At 73.8% G+C, this 17,107-nt stretch carries 15 protein-coding genes and 2 pseudogenes; 7 read left to right on the top strand and 10 right to left on the bottom strand.

Annotation, left to right across the window (positions count from 1 at the left end; all coding sequences use genetic code 11):
* Nucleotides 1-175: 175 nt before the first annotated feature.
* From ACZ6S8_RS23790 to ACZ6S8_RS23775, 4 genes are all read left to right on the top strand, one after another.
* Nucleotides 176-604: a hypothetical protein gene (locus ACZ6S8_RS23790; protein ID WP_469458805.1), complete on the top strand. Its 429-nt coding sequence runs from the start codon at nucleotides 176-178 to the stop codon at nucleotides 602-604.
* Nucleotides 598-831: a helix-turn-helix transcriptional regulator gene (locus ACZ6S8_RS23785; protein WP_267718979.1), complete on the top strand. Its 234-nt coding sequence runs from the start codon at nucleotides 598-600 to the stop codon at nucleotides 829-831. The genes ACZ6S8_RS23790 and ACZ6S8_RS23785 overlap by 7 nt, the downstream gene beginning before the upstream one ends.
* On the top strand, nucleotides 828-1,805 hold the full coding sequence (locus tag ACZ6S8_RS23780; protein ID WP_469458803.1) for an NAD(P)-dependent alcohol dehydrogenase: 978 nt from the start codon (nucleotides 828-830) through the stop codon (nucleotides 1,803-1,805). The genes ACZ6S8_RS23785 and ACZ6S8_RS23780 overlap by 4 nt, the downstream gene beginning before the upstream one ends.
* A gap of 76 nt (nucleotides 1,806-1,881) precedes the next feature.
* A complete protein-coding gene (locus ACZ6S8_RS23775) occupies nucleotides 1,882-2,208 on the top strand; it encodes a putative quinol monooxygenase (protein ID WP_469458801.1) in 327 nt (108 codons plus the stop codon).
* Nucleotides 2,209-2,271: 63 nt separating this feature from the next.
* On the opposite strand, the gene ACZ6S8_RS23770 is transcribed toward ACZ6S8_RS23775, so the two are convergent.
* The 3 genes from ACZ6S8_RS23770 to ACZ6S8_RS23760 form a co-directional block, all read right to left on the bottom strand.
* Entirely contained in the window at nucleotides 2,272-3,897 is a 1,626-nt protein-coding gene (locus ACZ6S8_RS23770; RefSeq protein ID WP_469458799.1) for an AMP-binding protein, read from the bottom strand.
* A 152-nt stretch (nucleotides 3,898-4,049) separates the two neighbouring features.
* Nucleotides 4,050-5,300, bottom strand: a complete 1,251-nt coding sequence (locus ACZ6S8_RS23765) for a serine hydrolase domain-containing protein (protein WP_469458797.1) — start codon at nucleotides 5,298-5,300, stop codon at nucleotides 4,050-4,052.
* Between the two features lie 157 nt (nucleotides 5,301-5,457).
* The gene (locus ACZ6S8_RS23760) at nucleotides 5,458-5,967 is read right to left on the bottom strand and encodes an NUDIX hydrolase (RefSeq protein WP_469458795.1); all 510 of its coding nucleotides are present in this window, start codon (nucleotides 5,965-5,967) and stop codon (nucleotides 5,458-5,460) included.
* Nucleotides 5,968-6,098: 131 nt separating this feature from the next.
* On the opposite strand from ACZ6S8_RS23760, the gene ACZ6S8_RS23755 reads away from it, so the two are divergent.
* Nucleotides 6,099-6,632 (top strand): SRPBCC family protein, encoded by a 534-nt coding sequence (locus ACZ6S8_RS23755; RefSeq protein WP_469458793.1) that lies wholly within the window; start codon nucleotides 6,099-6,101, stop codon nucleotides 6,630-6,632.
* A 21-nt stretch (nucleotides 6,633-6,653) separates the two neighbouring features.
* Here ACZ6S8_RS23755 and ACZ6S8_RS23750 read toward each other — a convergent pair whose 3' ends face one another.
* Together ACZ6S8_RS23750 and ACZ6S8_RS23745 are read right to left on the bottom strand one after the other, a co-directional pair.
* The gene (locus tag ACZ6S8_RS23750; protein ID WP_469458792.1) at nucleotides 6,654-7,748 is read right to left on the bottom strand and encodes an amidohydrolase family protein; all 1,095 of its coding nucleotides are present in this window, start codon (nucleotides 7,746-7,748) and stop codon (nucleotides 6,654-6,656) included.
* A 28-nt stretch (nucleotides 7,749-7,776) separates the two neighbouring features.
* Complete coding sequence (locus ACZ6S8_RS23745; protein WP_469458790.1) at nucleotides 7,777-9,120, bottom strand: cytochrome P450 family protein; 1,344 nt, start codon at nucleotides 9,118-9,120, stop codon at nucleotides 7,777-7,779.
* 301 nt (nucleotides 9,121-9,421) lie between these two features.
* Between ACZ6S8_RS23745 and ACZ6S8_RS23740 the strand changes: the two genes are divergently transcribed.
* Entirely contained in the window at nucleotides 9,422-9,988 is a 567-nt protein-coding gene (locus tag ACZ6S8_RS23740) for a hypothetical protein (RefSeq protein WP_469458788.1), read from the top strand.
* Between the two features lie 34 nt (nucleotides 9,989-10,022).
* Here the strand turns inward: ACZ6S8_RS23740 and ACZ6S8_RS23735 are convergent, their stop codons facing one another.
* The 5 genes and pseudogenes from ACZ6S8_RS23735 to katG form a co-directional block, all read right to left on the bottom strand.
* Nucleotides 10,023-10,913: a hypothetical protein gene (locus ACZ6S8_RS23735; RefSeq protein ID WP_469458787.1), complete on the bottom strand. Its 891-nt coding sequence runs from the start codon at nucleotides 10,911-10,913 to the stop codon at nucleotides 10,023-10,025.
* Complete coding sequence (locus ACZ6S8_RS23730; RefSeq protein ID WP_469458785.1) at nucleotides 10,910-11,437, bottom strand: SigE family RNA polymerase sigma factor; 528 nt, start codon at nucleotides 11,435-11,437, stop codon at nucleotides 10,910-10,912. The genes ACZ6S8_RS23735 and ACZ6S8_RS23730 overlap by 4 nt, the downstream gene beginning before the upstream one ends.
* Nucleotides 11,438-11,607: 170 nt before the next feature.
* A pseudogene (locus ACZ6S8_RS23725) lies at nucleotides 11,608-12,540 on the bottom strand (pectinesterase family protein); the annotation flags it as partial.
* A 114-nt stretch (nucleotides 12,541-12,654) separates the two neighbouring features.
* Nucleotides 12,655-13,995 (bottom strand): annotated as a pseudogene (locus ACZ6S8_RS23720) (pectate lyase family protein); the annotation flags it as partial.
* 167 nt (nucleotides 13,996-14,162) lie between these two features.
* Entirely contained in the window at nucleotides 14,163-16,394 is a 2,232-nt protein-coding gene (katG, locus tag ACZ6S8_RS23715; protein ID WP_469458783.1) for a catalase/peroxidase HPI, read from the bottom strand.
* Nucleotides 16,395-16,671: 277 nt separating this feature from the next.
* Between katG and ACZ6S8_RS23710 the strand changes: the two genes are divergently transcribed.
* Nucleotides 16,672-17,082: a Fur family transcriptional regulator gene (locus ACZ6S8_RS23710; RefSeq protein ID WP_469458781.1), complete on the top strand. Its 411-nt coding sequence runs from the start codon at nucleotides 16,672-16,674 to the stop codon at nucleotides 17,080-17,082.
* Nucleotides 17,083-17,107 lie beyond the last annotated feature (25 nt).

Raw genomic sequence — 17,107 nt, 5'->3', positions numbered from 1 at the left:
GCGGACCCGCCGCCGTAGCCGCCCCGGCTCCCGTGCCGTGCACGGGAGCCGGGGCGGCTTCCGTGCGTCCGGGGCTGCGGCGGCCTTCCGTCGATGTACAGAAAACTTGACACGAGGTCGCTCCTGCTTGACACTCCACAGTGTCAAGAATTCTTTACCTCAGGAGGAGGCCGACGTGGCGGTCGAAGAGAAACGCGCCTGGACCATGCTGGTGGTCGCCATCGCCGCGTACGCGGTGTACCTGGTCCTGGTGCTCGGCCGGCCGGCGGGCGTGCCCCTCGCCGAGGCGCCCTACGCCGCCGCGCTGCTGTGGACCGTCGGGGCGGCGATCGCCGCCCAGATCGTCCTGCACATCGTGGTCGCCTCCTTCTCGCCCGCCGAGGAGAACGTCAAGGACCAGCGCGACCGGGAGATCCACCGCTTCGGCGAGCACGTCGGCCGGTCCTTCGTCGTGATCGGCGCCGTGGCCGGCCTGCTGCTGGCCATGGCCGACGCCGAGCAGTTCTGGATCGCCAACGCCGTCTACCTGGCGTTCGTCCTGTCCTCCGTGCTCTCCTCCGCGGCCAAACTCGTCTCCTACCGGCTGGGATTCCACCCGTGGTGAAGTCGACGAGGGTCACCAACACGATCCGCGCCCTGCGCTTCGCCCACGGCGAGATGACGCAGGCCGAGCTCGCCCGCCGGATCGGGGTCAGCCGCCAGACCGTGATCGCCATCGAGCAGGGCCGCTACTCGCCCTCCCTGGAGATGGCCTTCCAGATCGCCCGCGTGTTCGCCGCGCCGCTCGACAGCGTGTTCCAGTACCCCGACCCAGAAGGAGACACCCCGTGAAGGCGATCGTCCACGACGTCTACGGACCGCCCGACGTCCTGCGCCCCGCGGAGCGGGAGCGGCCCGTGCCCGGCCGGGGCGAAATCCTCGTACGGGTCCACGCCGCGGGCGTGGACCCCGGGGTCTGGCACCTCACCGCGGGCATGCCCTACCTGATCCGCGCCGCGGGCTTCGGGCTGCGCAGGCCCAACAACCAGGTCCGGGGCATCGACGTCGCCGGACGCGTGGCCGCCGTCGGCCCCGGCGTGACCCGGCTGCGGGTGGGGGACGAGGTGTACGGCGGCTGCGGCGGCGCGTTCGCCGAGTACGCCCGCGCCAAGGAGGACCAGCTCGCGCCCAAGCCCGCCACCCTCGGCTTCGAGGAGGCCGCCGCCGTTCCCGTCTCCGGGTGCACCGCCCTCAAGGCCCTGCGCGACGTCGGCCGGCTCACCGAGGGCCAGAGCGTCCTGGTCCTCGGAGCGTCGGGCGGGGTCGGCACCTTCGCCGTCCAGCTGGCCAAGGCCCTCGGGGCGCGGGTCACCGGCGTGTGCAGCCCCGGGAAGGCGGACCTGGTCCGCTCGCTCGGCGCCGACGAGGTCCTCGACTACACGAGCCAGGACCCCACCGACGGCGCCCGCCGCTACGACCTCGTCCTCGACATCGCGGGCAACCGCTCCCTCACCGCCCTGCGCCGGGCCCTCGCCCCCCGCGGCACCCTCGTCATCGTCGGCGGCGAGGGCGGCGGCCGCTGGATCGGCGGGAACGACCGGCAACTGCGCGCCCTCCTGCTGTCGCCGTTCACCGGCCACCGGCTCCGGGCGCTCGCGGCCGGTGTGCGCCACGCGGACCTGGTGGCCCTCACGGAGTTCATCGAGGCGGGCTCGCTCACCCCCGCGGTCGACGGGGTCCACCCGCTGGCCGAGGTGCCCGAGGCCGTACGCCGCCTGAGGGCGGGACAGGTGCGCGGCAAGACGGTCGTCACCGTCGCCGGGTGACCGGAGCCGGAGCCCGGCCCCGGGGAGGCGGCCGCAGGACGTGCGCCGCCGGCCGCCACCTGGCAGGCTGGCCCGCATGATCTTCATCGCCGTCAGGTTCGACGTCCGCCCGGAGCACAGCGACGACTGGCTCACCCTCGTCGAGGACTTCACCCGCGCCACCCGCGACGAGCCGGGCAACCTCTTCTTCGACTGGTCGCGCAGCGTCGAGGACCCGAACAGCTACACGCTGCTGGAGGCCTTCGCCGACGCCGACGCGGGCGCCGCCCACGTGGGGTCCGCGCACTTCCGGGCCGGCATGGAGACGCTGGCCGGGGCGATCGCCGCGACCCCGGAGATCATCAACGTCGAGGTGCCCGGCCAGGGCTGGAGCGCCATGGCCGAGCTGACCCCCCGCGGCTGAGCCGGTCCGGACACGGCGGCCCGGCAGCCCTCCGGCGGGGGCCGGGAACCGCCCGGTGGCCGCTCAGGAACCCGCCAGCAACCGGGCGGCCGCCTCCCGCATCTCGATCTTGCGGATCTTGCCGGTGACCGTCATGGGGAACTCGTCCACGACGTGCACGTAGCGCGGCACCTTGAAGTGCGCGAGGCGCCCGGCGCAGAACTCCCGGACGGCCTGCGCGGTCAGCGGCTGCGCACCCTCGCGCATCCGCACCCACGCCATCAGCTCCTCCCCGTACTTCGGGTCGGGCACCCCGATGACCTGGACGTCCAGCACGTCGGGGTGCGCGTGGAGGAACTCCTCGACCTCGCGCGGATAGACGTTCTCCCCGCCGCGGATCACCATGTCCTTGATGCGGCCGGTGATGCTCACGTAGCCGTCGGCGTCCATCACCGCCAGGTCGCCCGTGTGCATCCAGCGCGCGGCGTCGACGGCCTCGGCCGTGCGCTCCGGCTCCGCCCAGTAGCCGAGCATGACCGAGTAGCCGCGGGTGCACAGCTCACCGGGCTCCCCGCGGGGCACCGTCCGTCCGGACGCCGGATCGACCACCTTCACCTCCAGGTGCGGGCCGACGCGCCCCACGGTCGACACCCGGCGCTCGACCGAGTCGTCGGCGCGGGTCTGGGTCGAGACGGGGGAGGTCTCGGTCATCCCGTAACAGATGGCCACCTCGGCCATGCCCATCCGGTCGATGACCTCCTTCATCACCTCGACCGGGCAGGGCGAGCCCGCCATGATCCCCGTCCGCAGGCTGGACAGGTCGTAGCCGTCGAAGCCCGGGTCGGCCAGCTCCGCGATGAACATCGTGGGCACGCCGTACAGCGAGGTGCACGATTCCGCCTCGACCGCGGCCAGCGTGGCCGCCGCGTCGAAGGAGGGCGCCGGGATGACCATCGCGGTGCCGTGGCTGGTGCAGGCCAGGTTGCCCATGACCATGCCGAAGCAGTGGTAGAAGGGCACCGGGATGCAGACCCGGTCCTGCTCCGTGTAGTGGCACAACTCGCCTGTGAAGTAACCATTGTTGAGGATGTTGTGGTGCGAGAGGGTCGCACCCTTCGGGAAACCGGTGGTCCCGGAGGTGTACTGGATGTTGACCGCGTCGTCGGGGCTCAGCGCGGCCTGCGCCCGGGCGAGGTCGGCGGGGTCGCCCAGCCGGCCCCGCTCCAGCAGCGACGCCCAGACGGGTCCGTCCAGCAGGGCCGTGAACTCCAGCTCCGGACAGTCCGGCCGGACCTCCTCGATCATCGCCGCGTAGTCGGACGTCTTGAACCGGTCGGCCGCGACGAGCAGCCGGATTCCGGACTGCCGCAGCACGTACTCCAACTCGTGCGAGCGGTAGGCCGGGTTCACGGTGACCAGGACCGCGCCGATCTTGGCGGTGGCGTACTGCACGAGCGTCCACTCGGCGCGGTTGGGGGCCCAGATGCCGACCCGGTCGCCCCGGACGATGCCGAGGTCCAGCAGCCCGAGCGCGAGGGCGTCGACATCGGCGCCGAGCTCCGCGTACGTCCACCGGCGCCCGGCCGCCACGTCGACGAGGGCGTCGCGCGCGGGGAACCTGCGCACGGTCCGGTCCAGGTTCGCGCCGATCGTGTCTCCCAGCAGGGGGACTTCACCGGCACCGGACGCATAGCTCGACGCTGCGGACACACGTATCTCCTGGACTCGGTGCGGCGGGCGCGGGGCCCGGGCGGGCGTCCCCTCATGATCCCCGTCCCGCGGACCGGTGGCCACCCCTCCCCGGCCGGGAGTGCGCCGGCGGGCCGTCGCGCGCCCCGCGCACCCGGATCCGGGCGGTGGCGTCAGCGGGCGTGGTGCTCGGGCAGGTCGACGTCGGCCGGGGCGGCGGCGAAGCCGCGCGCCGTTCCCTTCGCCGGTTTCGCGGCGGCCCGCCCGCAGAACGCGGCGTCGAGGGTGCCGCCGAGAGCGGTGTTGGCCTCGCCCCTGTTGGACGTGTTCGCCATGGCGGCGAGGCTCCGGCGGCCGTCGCGGGTGGAGAACGCGTAGGTGTAGAAGCCCTGCACGGTGCCGGTGTGCCCGTAGACCGAGGTGCCGCAGGAGAGGTCGTAGCGGCGCAGGCCCAGCCCGTAGAAGCGGGTGCGCGCCGCGTCGACCGGGGTCACGGCGGTCATGGCGTCGAGCATCGACCCGGGCAGCAGCTTCCCGCCGAGCAGGGCGGACGTGAAGGTGTTCAGGTCCGCCGGATCCGAGATGACCGCTCCGGCGGACTGGGCCCACGACACCGTCTGCTCGGTCGAGTCGACCAGCGGCGCACCCGCCTCGTCGGGGTGGAGGTAGCCGCGCGCGTGCAGTCCCCCGATGGTCGTGCCGGGGTGCACGTACGAGGTGTTCCGCAGCCGCAGCGGCTTGACGATGCGCCGGTCGTACTCCTTGGCGATCCCGGTCCCGGTCACCTTCTCGACGAGCATGCCGAGGACCACGAAGTTGGTGTTCGAGTACGCGTACGCCGCGCCGGGCCGGTTCGTGCGCGGCTCGTCCAGCGAGAGCCTCACCAGGTCCCCGTACCCGAACACCCTGTTCCGGACGGCCTCGAAGCCGGGCACGGTCCGCGCGAACATGGCGTCCGTGTAGTCCGCCAGCCCGCTCCGGTGGGTGAGCAGGTGGCGCACGGTGATGCGGTCGTCGGGCAGCAGGCCGGGCAGGTACCGGCCCACGGACGCGTCGAGGGCGACCTTCTTCTCGGCCACCAGCTGGAGCAGGACGACGGAGGTGAACGTCTTGCTGACGCTTCCGATCCGGAACCGGGCCCCGGGATCCATGGCGGCGCCCGTGACCCGGTCGCGCACGCCGACGGCCTTCGTCCTGACGCCCCCGGGGCCGCTGAAGCGGGCCGTCGCCCCCGGGGCGCCGGCGGCGGTGGTGTTCCGCAGCGCCCGTTCCAGCGCGGCGAGGTCGGGAGCGGGGGGCCCGGCCTGCGGGGTCCGGGCGGGTCCGGCCGGCGCCGCGTGCGCGGCGGTCGCCGGTACGACGCCGGCCACGACGGCGAGGAGGGCGGCGCTCACGGCCAGCCGTCGGTCGAAGGACAGGAGCATGCGGTTCCTCTGGTCGGTCGGCGGGGAGATCCGGGCACGGCGTCGCGGACTCGTGCTCCGGGAAGCGGAATTGACCGCTCCGGGCGGCACGAGCATACGGAGGATCCGTTGCCGTTCCGGCGTGCGAAACGGGCCCGCCGCGGGCCCGCGCCCCGCCTCAGACCCCGCCGGACGGTTCCCCGGGAACCCCCAGCGCCGACGCGACCAGGTCGTGGATGAACGTGTCCCCGGCGCGGTTCTCCCTGAGCCGGTGCAGGTCGTCGCGGCCGAACCAGTCGTACGCCGAGTGCTTGGCCCACTCCAGCGCCGGGCGCGACAGGTCGCCGTCGACCTCCACGAGATAGTCCGCCTCGTGCCGCAGGCCGTTGCCGTCGTCCCCGGTCCAGGTGCAGACGCCGAGGAGCCGCCGCACCCGGCGCACCCGCCAGCCGGTCTCCTCCGCGACCTCCCGCACCAGGGCCTCCAGCAGCGACTCGCCGGGCTCGACGTGCCCGCCCGCGATGTCCCAGCAGCCGGGGAACAGCCGCCGGTCGGGGCTGCGCCGCTGCGCGAAGGCCCGTCCGCGGCCGTCCAGGATCACCGCCCCCACCGCCCAGCGCTCGCCGTCGCCGGGCACGGGCACCTCGACGCCGGGCGCCACGTCCACCTCGTACCGACCGTCCGTCATGCCGCCACGGTACGCATCCCCCGGACCCGCCGAGGGGGCCTTCCCGCGCCCGGAGGGCGGGCCGGGGTTACCGCGGGGTAGCTTCGGGGGTGGTCAGGCGATAGCGTCGGACCCCCGGAGATCGGAGTGCCATGCCCCGCACGTTCAGCGTGTCCGACAGCGTCCTCGTCGGCGCCGACCCCTCCACGGTCTACCGGCGCGTGTCCGAAGTCACCCGCATGGGTGACTGGAGCCCGGAGAACCTGGGGGCCACCGTGCCCGGCGGCGGCGGGGACGGCGCGTACGTCGGGATGGTGTTCGAGGGCCACAACAAGCGGGGCCCGTTCCGCTGGACCACGCGCTGCACGGTCACCGCGGCGGACCAGGGCCGGCTGTTCCGGTTCAGGGTCCACGCCATCGGGCTCCGGCGGCCGCGGCTGCCCGGCCCCATCGCCACCTGGGAGTACCGGTTCGAGCCGGTCGCCGAGGGCACCCGCGTGACGGAGACCTGGACCGACGACCGGCGCAAGTGGCCCGACGCCGTCGCCAACGCCTTCGACCGGGTGGCGACCCGCGGGCACACGTTCGCCGTCTTCCAGCAGCGGAACATCCGCACCACGCTGCGCAACCTGAAGGCGGCGCTCGAAGCGGCGCCGGAACCGGCACCCGGAACCCCCTCGCCGTGACGGTCCGGGGCCGGGCGGCGGTCAGACCGTCGCGAGCTGCGGGATCAGGCGCAGCGCGTTGCCCCGGTAGATCCCCCGGAGCTGCTCCGGCGTGAAGGCCGGGTCCGCTTCGAGCGCGGGGAAGGCCAGGTCCGTGACCGTGTCGGCGGGGGCGGCGGGCCAGTCGGTGCCGAAGAGGATCCGCTCGGCCGGCACGTGGGCCAGGAGGGTCCCGGCGGGAGCCATCGGCCCCGCCGTGTCGTAGTAGAAGCGGCCCAGGTGGTCGCGCACCGCCCCGGGGTCGATCGGCGGGTCGCAGAACCGGCCGAGGGCCTGCATGCGCGTCGCGATGTACGGCAGGAAACCGCCGGCGTGCGGCAGGATCACGGAGATGTCCGGGAAGCGGTCCAGCGTCCGCCTGCCGATCATGTTGACGGCGGCGCGCGTGGTGTCCAGCAGGAAGTCGCACATGAAGTTCGGGATGCCCGGAACCGTCGCCGCGCCGGGCGGGCCGCCCGGGAGGTTGTGCGGGTGGGTGTCCACCACGGCCGAGCAGTCGTTCAGTTCGCCGAACAGCCGGTCGTAGGAGGGGTCTCCGAGGTAGACGCCGCCGTAGTTGGCCGTGACGTTCACGCCGACGGCGCCGAGCTGCCCGAGTCCGCGGCGCACGGCCCAGGACGAGGCGTCGGGATCGTCCAGGAAGAGCGGCGCGTAGAACGAGAAGCGACCCGGATGCGTGTGCACGACCTCGATCATCGAACGCAGCGTGATGTTGATGGCCTCGCGCAGCTGGGCCGACGAACGGTAGCGCGCCGGCAGCATCGGCTTGAGGACGGCCGTGGCGATGCCCGCGCCGTCCATGAAGCGGACCGCGGCCGCGGTGTCGAGGCGCGTCCACGGCGGCAGCTGCCCGGCCTCGATCAGACCGTGGTGCTCGGCCCACTCGCGCCACTCCGGTGCGCAGAAGTGGTGGTGCATGTCGATCTTCGACGGGGCCGAACGCTCCCCGTCCGGCGCCGGGGCGTGATCGCCCGGCGCCGTGAGGCCGAGGTCACCGGTGCCCACGGACGTCATCAGCGGTTCGTCCGCCTCCATCGGCGGGAGGGGTCGTGCGGAGGTGCGCGCAGAGTCCGGCATGCCAGTCCACCGTCCGTCGGGTGCGGGTCTACTTGCGGGAGGCCGCGGGGGCGGCCGCGGGTGCCTGCGGTGCCGCGGTGCCCACGGGCTCCGGACCGAGGTTCACGGCCGTACGGGACGGGTCCAGGACGAGCCGCAGGTGCTGGAGCCCGCGGAACGCCGCCACCGGCCCCTTCAGCCACGCCCCCTCGGCCTCCTCGTCGTCGGCCGTCCGCATCTGCGGGAACTCCCGCAGGAGGCACGAGAGCGCGATCTCCAGCTCCAGCCGCGCCAGCGGCGCCCCGAGGCAGTAGTGCGTGCCGTGCCCGAAGCCCAGGTGCGTGCCCTGGATGCCCTCGCGGGTCACGTCCAGGACGTCGGGGTCCTCGAACTTCTCCGGGTCCCGGTTCGCCGAGGTGATGGCGATCTGCACCAGGGAGCCCCGGGGGATCAGCGTCCCGCGGATCTCGACGTCCTCGGCCGCGTACCGGAACGTCGAGGTCTCCACCGAGCCCTCGAACCGCACGATCTCCTCCACCGCCTGCGGGATCCGCCGCGGTTCCTCCCGCAGCCGCTGCAACTGGTCGGGCCGCAGCAGCAGGTTGAGGACGGTGTTCCCGATCTGGAACGCGGTGGTCTTGTGGCCCGCGAAGAAGATCACCCACATCGACGAGACGAGCTCCGCGTCGTCCAGGGCGTCCTCCGCCCGGATGACGTCGCTGAGGAACGAGTCGGACGGGTTCTCGCGGGTGTGCGCCACCAGCCGCCCCAGACGGTTCTGCAGCCACTCCTCGGCGGCCCTCAGCTCCGTCTTCAGCCGGGGGTCGAACCGGGCCCGCGTCACGACCGAGAACTGCTCCAGGATCTCGCCGCGGTCCGCCTCCGGGATCCCCATCAACTCGCACAGGACCGCGATGGGCAGCGGGAACGCGAACGACGTCATCAGGTCGACCGTGTTCTGCTTCCGGCACTCGCGCAGCAGGCCCTCCGCGATCTCCGTGATCCGCGGCCTCATGGCCTCCACCCGCCGGGGCGTGAAGGCGCTCCGCAGGCTGCGGCGCAGCCGCGTGTGCCGCGGCGGGTCCGAGAAGAGCACGTTGTCGTCGAGCGCGTCGAACAAGCTGCCGTACACGGCGTGGTACGTCTCGATCGCCCCGCGCTTGTCCTTGCTGAACCGCGGGTCCGAGAGGGCGTCCCGGGCGTCGTCGTAGCGGGTGATCAGGTACGTGTCGACCCCGTGCGGCGGCTTCAGCAGGCACACCGGGGCCTGCTCGCGCAGCGCGGCGTACGCGGCGTGGGGGCACGCCCGGTACTCCGGCGCGCCGGCGGACACCGCCGACACGATGTCGTGCAGCGCTCCGCCGCCCTGCGGTGCCGCGTTGTCCTGCGTCATCTTCCGCGCCCTCCGTGACACTCGGGTTCCCGGACCCAGCGCTTCCCTGCGGGAGCGGGCCGCGAAACGGCCCCCGCCCGATCGGGTGAGCCGCCGCGCCCGCCCGGCCCGCGGCCCGCCCGGCACCCGCGCGGCCCGGCCGGAGCAGGGCGGGGCCCCGCCGGGGAGACCGTACGGCGGCGCCCGCCGCGGCCCGGCCTTCGGCCGACCGGCCGACGGCCGTACGGTCCGCCGCGGTGACGGGCCACCGGGGCCGGGGAAGGGGCTGTGCGTGCAGCCCACCGCCCAGAGGAGACCGCGCATGGCCCGACGTCCCGCCCTGGTCCTCACGACGGCCGCCGCGCTCGCGCTGGCCGTCGCCGCTCCCGCCACCGCGTCCGGCCCCGCCGGCGCCGACCGCGCCAGAGCGGCCGCCGAACGCAGCGTCACGTACCGCGCGACCGCCCCGTACCAGATCCACGCGAACGGGGTGAAGGCCGGCTACGTGCCGGACAAGTACTGCGTCGCGAACCGGACGGGCCCCGGCGCGCTCGGCTACCCGCACTTCAACCACGCCTACGACAACTCCGTCGACCCGGCGAAGCCCGCCGCCCTGTACTACGAGGACGACGGGCGCGGCGGCAAGCGCCTCGTGGGCGTCCAGTGGCTGGTCTACGACCGGGACCAGAACCTCGCCACGGACGACGACCGCCCCAGCCTGTTCGGCCGCGCCTTCAAGGGCCCGCAGCGCGGCAACTTCCCCGGCCAGCCCGTCCACTACGCCCTGCACCTGTGGCTCTGGAAGGCCAACCCGAAGGGCGTGCACGAGACCTACAACACGGCGGTGGCGTGCCTCCCCGGCACCACCCGCCCCCAGCCGGCCACCTGAGCCGCGGGGCCGCCCGCCCCACCGGGCGGCCCGCTCAGCCGGTCCGGGCGAAGTCGCCCCACACCGAGGCCCCGCCGTCCGGACCGCCGCCGCGCGCCGCGGTGGCCCGGACGGCGTAGGAGTCGTCGTGGGCGTCGCGGCCGCCGGTGGCGTGGTCGTACTGCCCGGCGAAGAGGTGCTCGCCGGCCGGGACGGTCCGGCCCGCCCTGAGCGTCCACCGGTAGACGAGGAAGCCGCCCTCCGTACGGACCGAGACGGCGAAGTCGCCTGCCGGGAGCGACTGCCTGCCGCCGGTGCTCCGCACCCCGTCGGTCAGGGCGATCCGCAGCTCGACGGTGAGCGCGGTGAGCGGACTCGACGTCTTGAGGGTGACGTTGCTCCACGCCCAGCGGACGGTGCTGTCGGGGTCGACGGAGCCGTCCGCCCACAGCGGGCCGTCCTGGGTCCGGGAACCGGCCGCGGGCGGCGTCGCGCGCGGACCGGCGGACGGGGAACCGGAGGCGCTCCGCCCGGGATCGGGTCCCGGCCCGGCCGGAGTCGTGGAGGGCGGGGGCGGCGCGTGCGGCGTACCGGTCGGGTCGGTGGAGGGGGAAGGCGCGGGCGACGGCGGGACGGGGGAGGGGGACACGGAGGCCGGCGGCGCCGGATCCGTGGCGACCTGCGGCGGATCCGGGGCGTGGAACACCGTCGCCACGGCCAGGCTGCCCACGGCGAGGGCCCCGGCGGTCGCCAGGGTCGCGAGGACGACCCTCGGCCAGGACAGGACCCCGCCGCGCCCGCGGCCGAGCCGGCGTACGCGCGCGAACGGCCGGGCGGGCGGCTCCGGGCGGGCCGTGCCGCGCTCGACCCGGGCGAGGATGCGGGCCCGGTCGGGCCGGTGGGCAGCGGCGCTCTCGCGCAGCAGGTCGCGCAGTTCGTCCGTCACCGGCTCCTCCTCCCCACCAGCTCGCCGGCGGCCCGCGTGCCGAGCAGCCGCTGTAGTTCCGCCGTTCCCCTGGAGGTCTGGCTCTTCACCGTACCGACCGATATCCCCAGGGCCAGGGCGGTGTCCTTCTCCGACAGGTCGAAGGCGTAGCGCAGGACGACGCAGGCGCGCTTGCGGAACGGCAGCCGGTCCAGGGCCGCCCGCACGTCCATCACGGCCGCCACGTCCGGGCCGTCGGTGCGCTCCGGGCGGTGCGACCAGAACTGCAGCACGCGCCGCCGCTCGCGCACGCTGCTGCGGATCCGGCCGCGCGCGAGGTTGGCGACGACCCCGCGGGCGTAGGCGGCGGGGGAGTCGGCGCGGCTGACCCGGTCCCAGCGGTGCCAGAGCGCCACCATCGCGTCGGCGGCGAGGTCGTCGGCGGCGTCGGCCTCCCCGGTCAGCAGATGGGCGAGGCGCGCGAGTTCGGCGTGGTGGCGCTCGAAGAAGGCGTGGAAGTCCGCGGACGCCTCATCGGTGGTCATGGCCTCGGTACGGCCTCTCGGTGCGACGGGGGCGCCAACGGGCGGATGCGGGAGCGTAGCAGCTCGTCCGACCGGGTGTTCGGGGGCTTTCCGCTCCGGGCGGCGGGCGCCGGCCGGGCTCCGGGCGGGTCCCGGCCGGAGCCGGGTCCCGGTCCGCGTGACGGCGTCCATCAGCCCACCGGGTTCCAGCCGTCGGCGCCGGCCAGGTAGGTGCGGGCGGTGTGGCCCACGGCCTGGCCGGCGGTGAGCTGGGGCCGGTCCGGCCCCGTACCGGCGCCGGGGCCGGTGTTGGCGTACTCGGCGAACCGCGCGGACCTCCAGGAGAAGCCGCCCATGTCGGTCCACGGAGTGGCGCTCTTCACGGCGGCGGGCAGGCTCGTGCCGCGGATGACCAGCCGGCCGACGGCGCTCGCGCCGGGGTGCCACGGCCGGCCGAGGAAGTAGGTGCCGGCCGCGGCGGTGCTGCTGACGGTGCTGTCGGTGATGAGGATGCCGTACGGCTGCGCCGCGTCGGTGTTCGGCGCCGCCAGGTAGCCGTTGGTGCCTCCGGGCGCGGCGCCCCGGTCGCGGAGGGTGATGTTGACGCGGTCGTAGACGGCGGTGGCGTTGCCGAAGACGAAGTCGACGTCACCGGCGATGAAGCAGTGCCGGAAGTACTGCCGGTACCGGCCCGTGGCGCGGGGAGCCCAGTTCAGGACGGTGTCCTGGTGGCCGATGAAGCGCGCGTTCAGGTACTGCTGACGGTCGCCGGAGGCGTTGACCGCGACGGCCTGGGTGTCGCGCGTCCCGGGGAGCGCCGACCGCTCCCACGTGTTCTGGACCGTCACACCGGTGACGGTCAGGTCGTTCGCGGCGAAGGAGGCCGTCGCACTCCCGGCGGTGCCGTACGTGCCGCCGCCGGGTTTCGGGGTGCCGGACGCGTTGTCGTACGTGATGACCACGTCCTCGGCGTTGCCGGTGGCGCCCTTGAGCGTCAGCCCGTGCTTGGCGGCCGGTACGTCCACCGTCTCGCGGTACGTGCCGCGGGCGACGAGGACGGTGTCCCCGGGGGCGGCGGCGTCGACGGCGGACTGCACCGAGCGGTAGCGGGCCGACCCGTCGGCGGCCACCGTCAGCGTGCGGCCGACGGCGCCGGACGGGGCGGGGGCGGACGGTGCGGGGGCGGAGGGGGACGGCCTGGGGGCGGAGGGCGCGGGGGCGGGGGCGGAGCCGGTTTCGGTGAGGACGCCCGCGCCCGCCTTCGCCGCGAGTTTCGCGGGCAGCCCGGCGGCGGGCTCCAAGCCGGCCGAGAGGGTGGGCGTCCAGGAGACCGACGTCTTGATCTTCTTGCCGGGACGGGCGGCGTTGTACGCGGCGACCGGGTCGGCGGGCTTCCCGTCGACGAGGTTGCCGCGGCCCGCCACCGCTCCCGTGCCGTCACCGACGAGCAGCTGGGAGACCTCGCGGTCGGGTGACAGCCGCCAGTGGTTGTTCTCCGCGACCACCTGGGCGCCGGCCCGGGAGCTGATGCTGTAGCTGTGTGCGTACCCCTCGCGCTCGGCCGTGTCGTAGAGGTTGTCGTACAGGTGGATCCTGCCCACCCGGGCGAGCGGGGCGCGCTGGACGACGCCCCGGAAGACGTTGTGGTGGAGCGTCACGCGGAGCTTGGTGTCCTCGTCGCTGCTGCCGATGAGCATCGTCTTGTCGTGGGCGGCGAACGTGTTGTATCCGACGGTGACCAGGTCGGAGGCGTTGGTGATGTCGAGCGCGCCGTCGTGGACCTGGTACTTCCGGCCGAAGTGCGACGGGCTCGCGGCGTCGTGGTGCGGGGAGTCGGAGAAGCTGTTGTGGTCGACCCACACGTGGGTGGCGCCGCGCAGGCTGACGGCGTCGTGGGCGGAGTTCCAGTTCCCGGTGGAGCCGTCGGTGGGGTCCCACTGCGGGAAGCAGTCCCGGACGTCGGTCAGCGACAAGTTGCGGATGATCACGTTGTCCGCGTTCTTCACCACCAGGCTGCCGCCGGTGATGCCCGCGCCGGTTCCCGGCACCCCGATGACGGTGGTCCGCGCGGGCACGGTGAACACCATGCGGGCGGCCTGCCGTGCCTGCGCCGCCTTGCGGGCGTTCTCCTGCGGTCCGGCCGGCAGCCTGGTGCGCCCCCACGTGCCGGGGTCGTGGGCCCGGAGGTAGGCGTCGAGGGAGTAGCCGGTGTCCTTGGCGTAGTCGTCGCACGTCAGCGGTCTGCCGCTGTCGTCGGTGTTCGCGTCGATCATCCCCTTGACCCGGATGATCCGCGGGGCCCCGGCCGGGCCGGCGGTCAGGGCCTTCGCCAGGGCGGCGCGCGTGGAGACGGTGAACACGCGGGCGGAGTCGGCGGCCCGGCCGCCGGTCGTGCCCGCGCCGCTCGCGGCCCAGCCGTCCCGTGCGGGCAGGACGCCGCGGTCGAGGCCGGCCGGGGCGGCGGCGCCGGCGTGCACGATCAGGGGGACGGCGCCGAGACCGGCGGCGACCACGGTGGCCGCTCCGGCCAGGGCGAGCCTTCGGCGAGCGGTGGGACGGCGGTGGGGGGAAGCGGACATCCGGGGTTGCTCCTCGGGGTGGGGTGCGCTGTTCCCCCTTCAGTTGCCGCCGGAGCCGGGAAGGTTGCCGCGCCGCGCCCGAAAGATCGATCGCGTCGCACGGACGCCCGGGCCGCGGCCCCGTGGGGCCGGGCCCGGTCGTCGTGGTCACGACCCGGTCGCCGGGATCAGACGAGGTCGAACCGGTCCAGGTTCATGACCTTGTCCCAGGCGGCGACGAAGTCCTTCACGAACTTCTCCTTCGCGTCGTCGCCCGCGTAGACCTCCGCGACCGCGCGCAGCTCCGAGTTCGACCCGAAGACGAGGTCGGCGCGGGTGCCGGTCCACTTGACCTCGTCCGTGGCGGAGTCGCGCCCCTCGAAGGTGTTCGCGTCCTCGGACGTCGCCGTCCACGTCGTGCCCAGGTCCAGCAGGTTGACGAAGAAGTCGTTCGTCAGCGTTCCGGGCGTCGAGGTGAACACGCCGTGGGCCGACTGCTGGTGGTTGGCACCCAGGACGCGGAGACCGCCCACGAGGACCGTCAGCTCGGGGGCGCTCAGGGTCAGCAGGTTCGCCCGGTCGAGCAGCAGGTACTCGGCCGGCAGCCGGTTGCCCTTGCCGAGGTAGTTGCGGAACCCGTCGGCGGCCGGCTCCAGCGCGGCGAAGGACTCCACGTCGGTCTGCTCCTGCGAGGCGTCCGCACGGCCCGGTGCGAAGGGAACCCGTACGTCGAACCCGGCCTCCTTGGCGGCCTGTTCGACGGCGGCGCCGCCGGCGAGCACGATCAGGTCGGCGAGGGTGACCCGCTTGCCGCCCGTCTGGGCGCCGTTGAAGGACTCCTTGATCCCCTCCAGCGTGCGCAGCACCGCCGCGAGCCGGTCGGGCTCGTTGACTTCCCAGCCGCTCTGCGGCTGGAGGCGGACGCGGGCGCCGTTGGCGCCGCCGCGCTTGTCGCTGCCGCGGAAGGAGGAGGCCGAGGCCCAGGCGGCGGACACGAGCTGGGACACCGACAGGTCCGAGGCGAGGACCTGCTGCTTGAGCGCGGCCACGTCCGCGTCGGTGACGAGCTCGTGCGTCACCGCGGGGAGCGGGTCCTGCCACAGCAGCGTCTCGGCCGGGACCTCGGGGCCGAGGTAGCGCACGACCGGGCCCATGTCGCGGTGGGTCAGCTTGAACCAGGCGCGGGCGAACGCGTCGGCGAACGCGGCCGGGTCCTGGTGGAAGCGCCGGGAGATCTGCTCGTAGGCCGGGTCGATCCGGAGCGAGAGGTCGGTCGTCAGCATCGTCGGCGCATGCGTCCGGGCCGGGTCGTGGGCGTCCGGCACGGTACCCGCTCCGGCGCCGTCCTTCGGGCGCCACTGGTGCGCGCCGGCGGGGCTCTTGAACAGCTCCCACTCGTAGCCGAAGAGGATGTCGAAGAAGCTGTTGTCCCAGGTGATCGGGGTGTTCGTCCAGATGCCCTCGAGGCCGCTGGTGATCGCGTCGGCGCCCTTGCCGGTGCCGTACGTGTTCTTCCAGCCGAAGCCCTGCTGCTCGATCGAGGCGGCCTCGGGGTCGTCGCCGACGTGGTCCGCGGGGCCGGCGCCGTGGGTCTTGCCGAAGGTGTGGCCGCCGGCGATCAGCGCGACGGTCTCCTCGTCGTTCATCGCCATCCGGCGGAACGTCTCACGGATGTCGCGGGCCGCGGCGAGCGGGTCCGGAGTGCCGTTGGGGCCCTCGGGGTTGACGTAGATGAGGCCCATCTGGACCGCGCCGAGGGGGTTCTCCAGGTCACGGTCCCCGGTGTAGCGCTCGTCGTCGAGCCAGGTGGTCTCCGGGCCCCAGTAGACGTCCTCGTCGGGCTCCCAGACGTCCGCGCGGCCGCCGGCGAAGCCGAAGGTCTCGAAGCCCATCTGCTCCAGGGCGACGTTGCCGGTGAGGATCATGAGGTCGGCCCAGGAGAGGCTCTGGCCGTACTTCTTCTTGACCGGCCACAGCAGGCGGCGGGCCTTGTCGAGGTTGCCGTTGTCCGGCCAGCTGTTGAGGGGCGCGAAGCGCTGCTGTCCGGCGCCGGCGCCGCCGCGGCCGTCGCTGATGCGGTAGGTGCCCGCGCTGTGCCAGGCCATCCGGACCATGAACGGGCCGTAGTGGCCGAAGTCGGCCGGCCACCAGTCCTGCGAGGTGGTCAGCACCTCGGCGATGTCCTGCTTCACGGCGGGGAGGTCGAGCGTCTTGAACGCCGCGGCGTAGTCGAACTCCTCGCCGAGGGGATTGGCCACGGCGGGGTTCTTCGCGAGGATCTTCAGGTTGAGCCGCTCGGGCCACCACTGGCGGTTGCCGCCGCCCTGCGTCGGGTGGGGGGCGCGGCCGTGCGCGACCGGGCAGCCACCTCCGCCCTCCGTCTTCGCGTCTACGACGATTGCATCATGGTTCTCAGACATGGGAATCCTTCCGGACCAGGCGGATCACGGTGCTCAGGAAGTGCGTGCGGTGGAGAGGCCGGGACGCCGTTCCGACGTCGCGCGGCCCCTCGGCGGTGGTCCTTCACGGCGCTGTCTCCTGCCGCTCCGGATTCTTCCTGCCCCTTGGCTATCTTCAGAACCGATCCTACGATGGACAGAATCCAAGTCAAGAAGGATGCCAATCCCATATTCCATCGGATCCCGGACGAGCTTCGTGAACTCCGGGGTCCAGCCGAACCTGAACGGGTGAGCCGACATGAGTGACCTGCTGGAACGGCTGCGGGGGCGCGGCTGGCGGTTGACTGCCCAGCGGCGTGTCGTTGCGGAGGTCCTCGAAGGCGATCACGTGCACCTCACGGCGGACGAGGTGCACGCGCGCGCGGTGCTGCTGCTGCCCGAGATCTCCCGGGCGACCGTCTACAACGCGCTGGGCGAGCTGGTCTCGCTCGGCGAGGTCGCGGAGGTCTCCACCGACGGCCGCGCGAAGCGCTACGACCCCAACGCGCACCACCCGCACGAGCACCTGGTCTGCTCGCGCTGCGGCCTGATCCGCGACGTCCGGCCGACGGGCGACCCGCTGGCCGACCTCCCGGTGGAGGGGCGGTTCGGCTTCACGGTGTCCGGGGCCGAGGTCACCTACCGCGGGCTGTGCCCGTCCTGCGCGTAGCGGCGTACGGCGGGCGCGGCGCGGC

This window comes from Streptomyces sp. NPDC048461 (genome assembly GCF_055587105.1).
The sequence above is the reverse complement of the archived record's forward strand: the minus strand, read 5'-3'. Positions and strand labels throughout refer to the sequence as shown.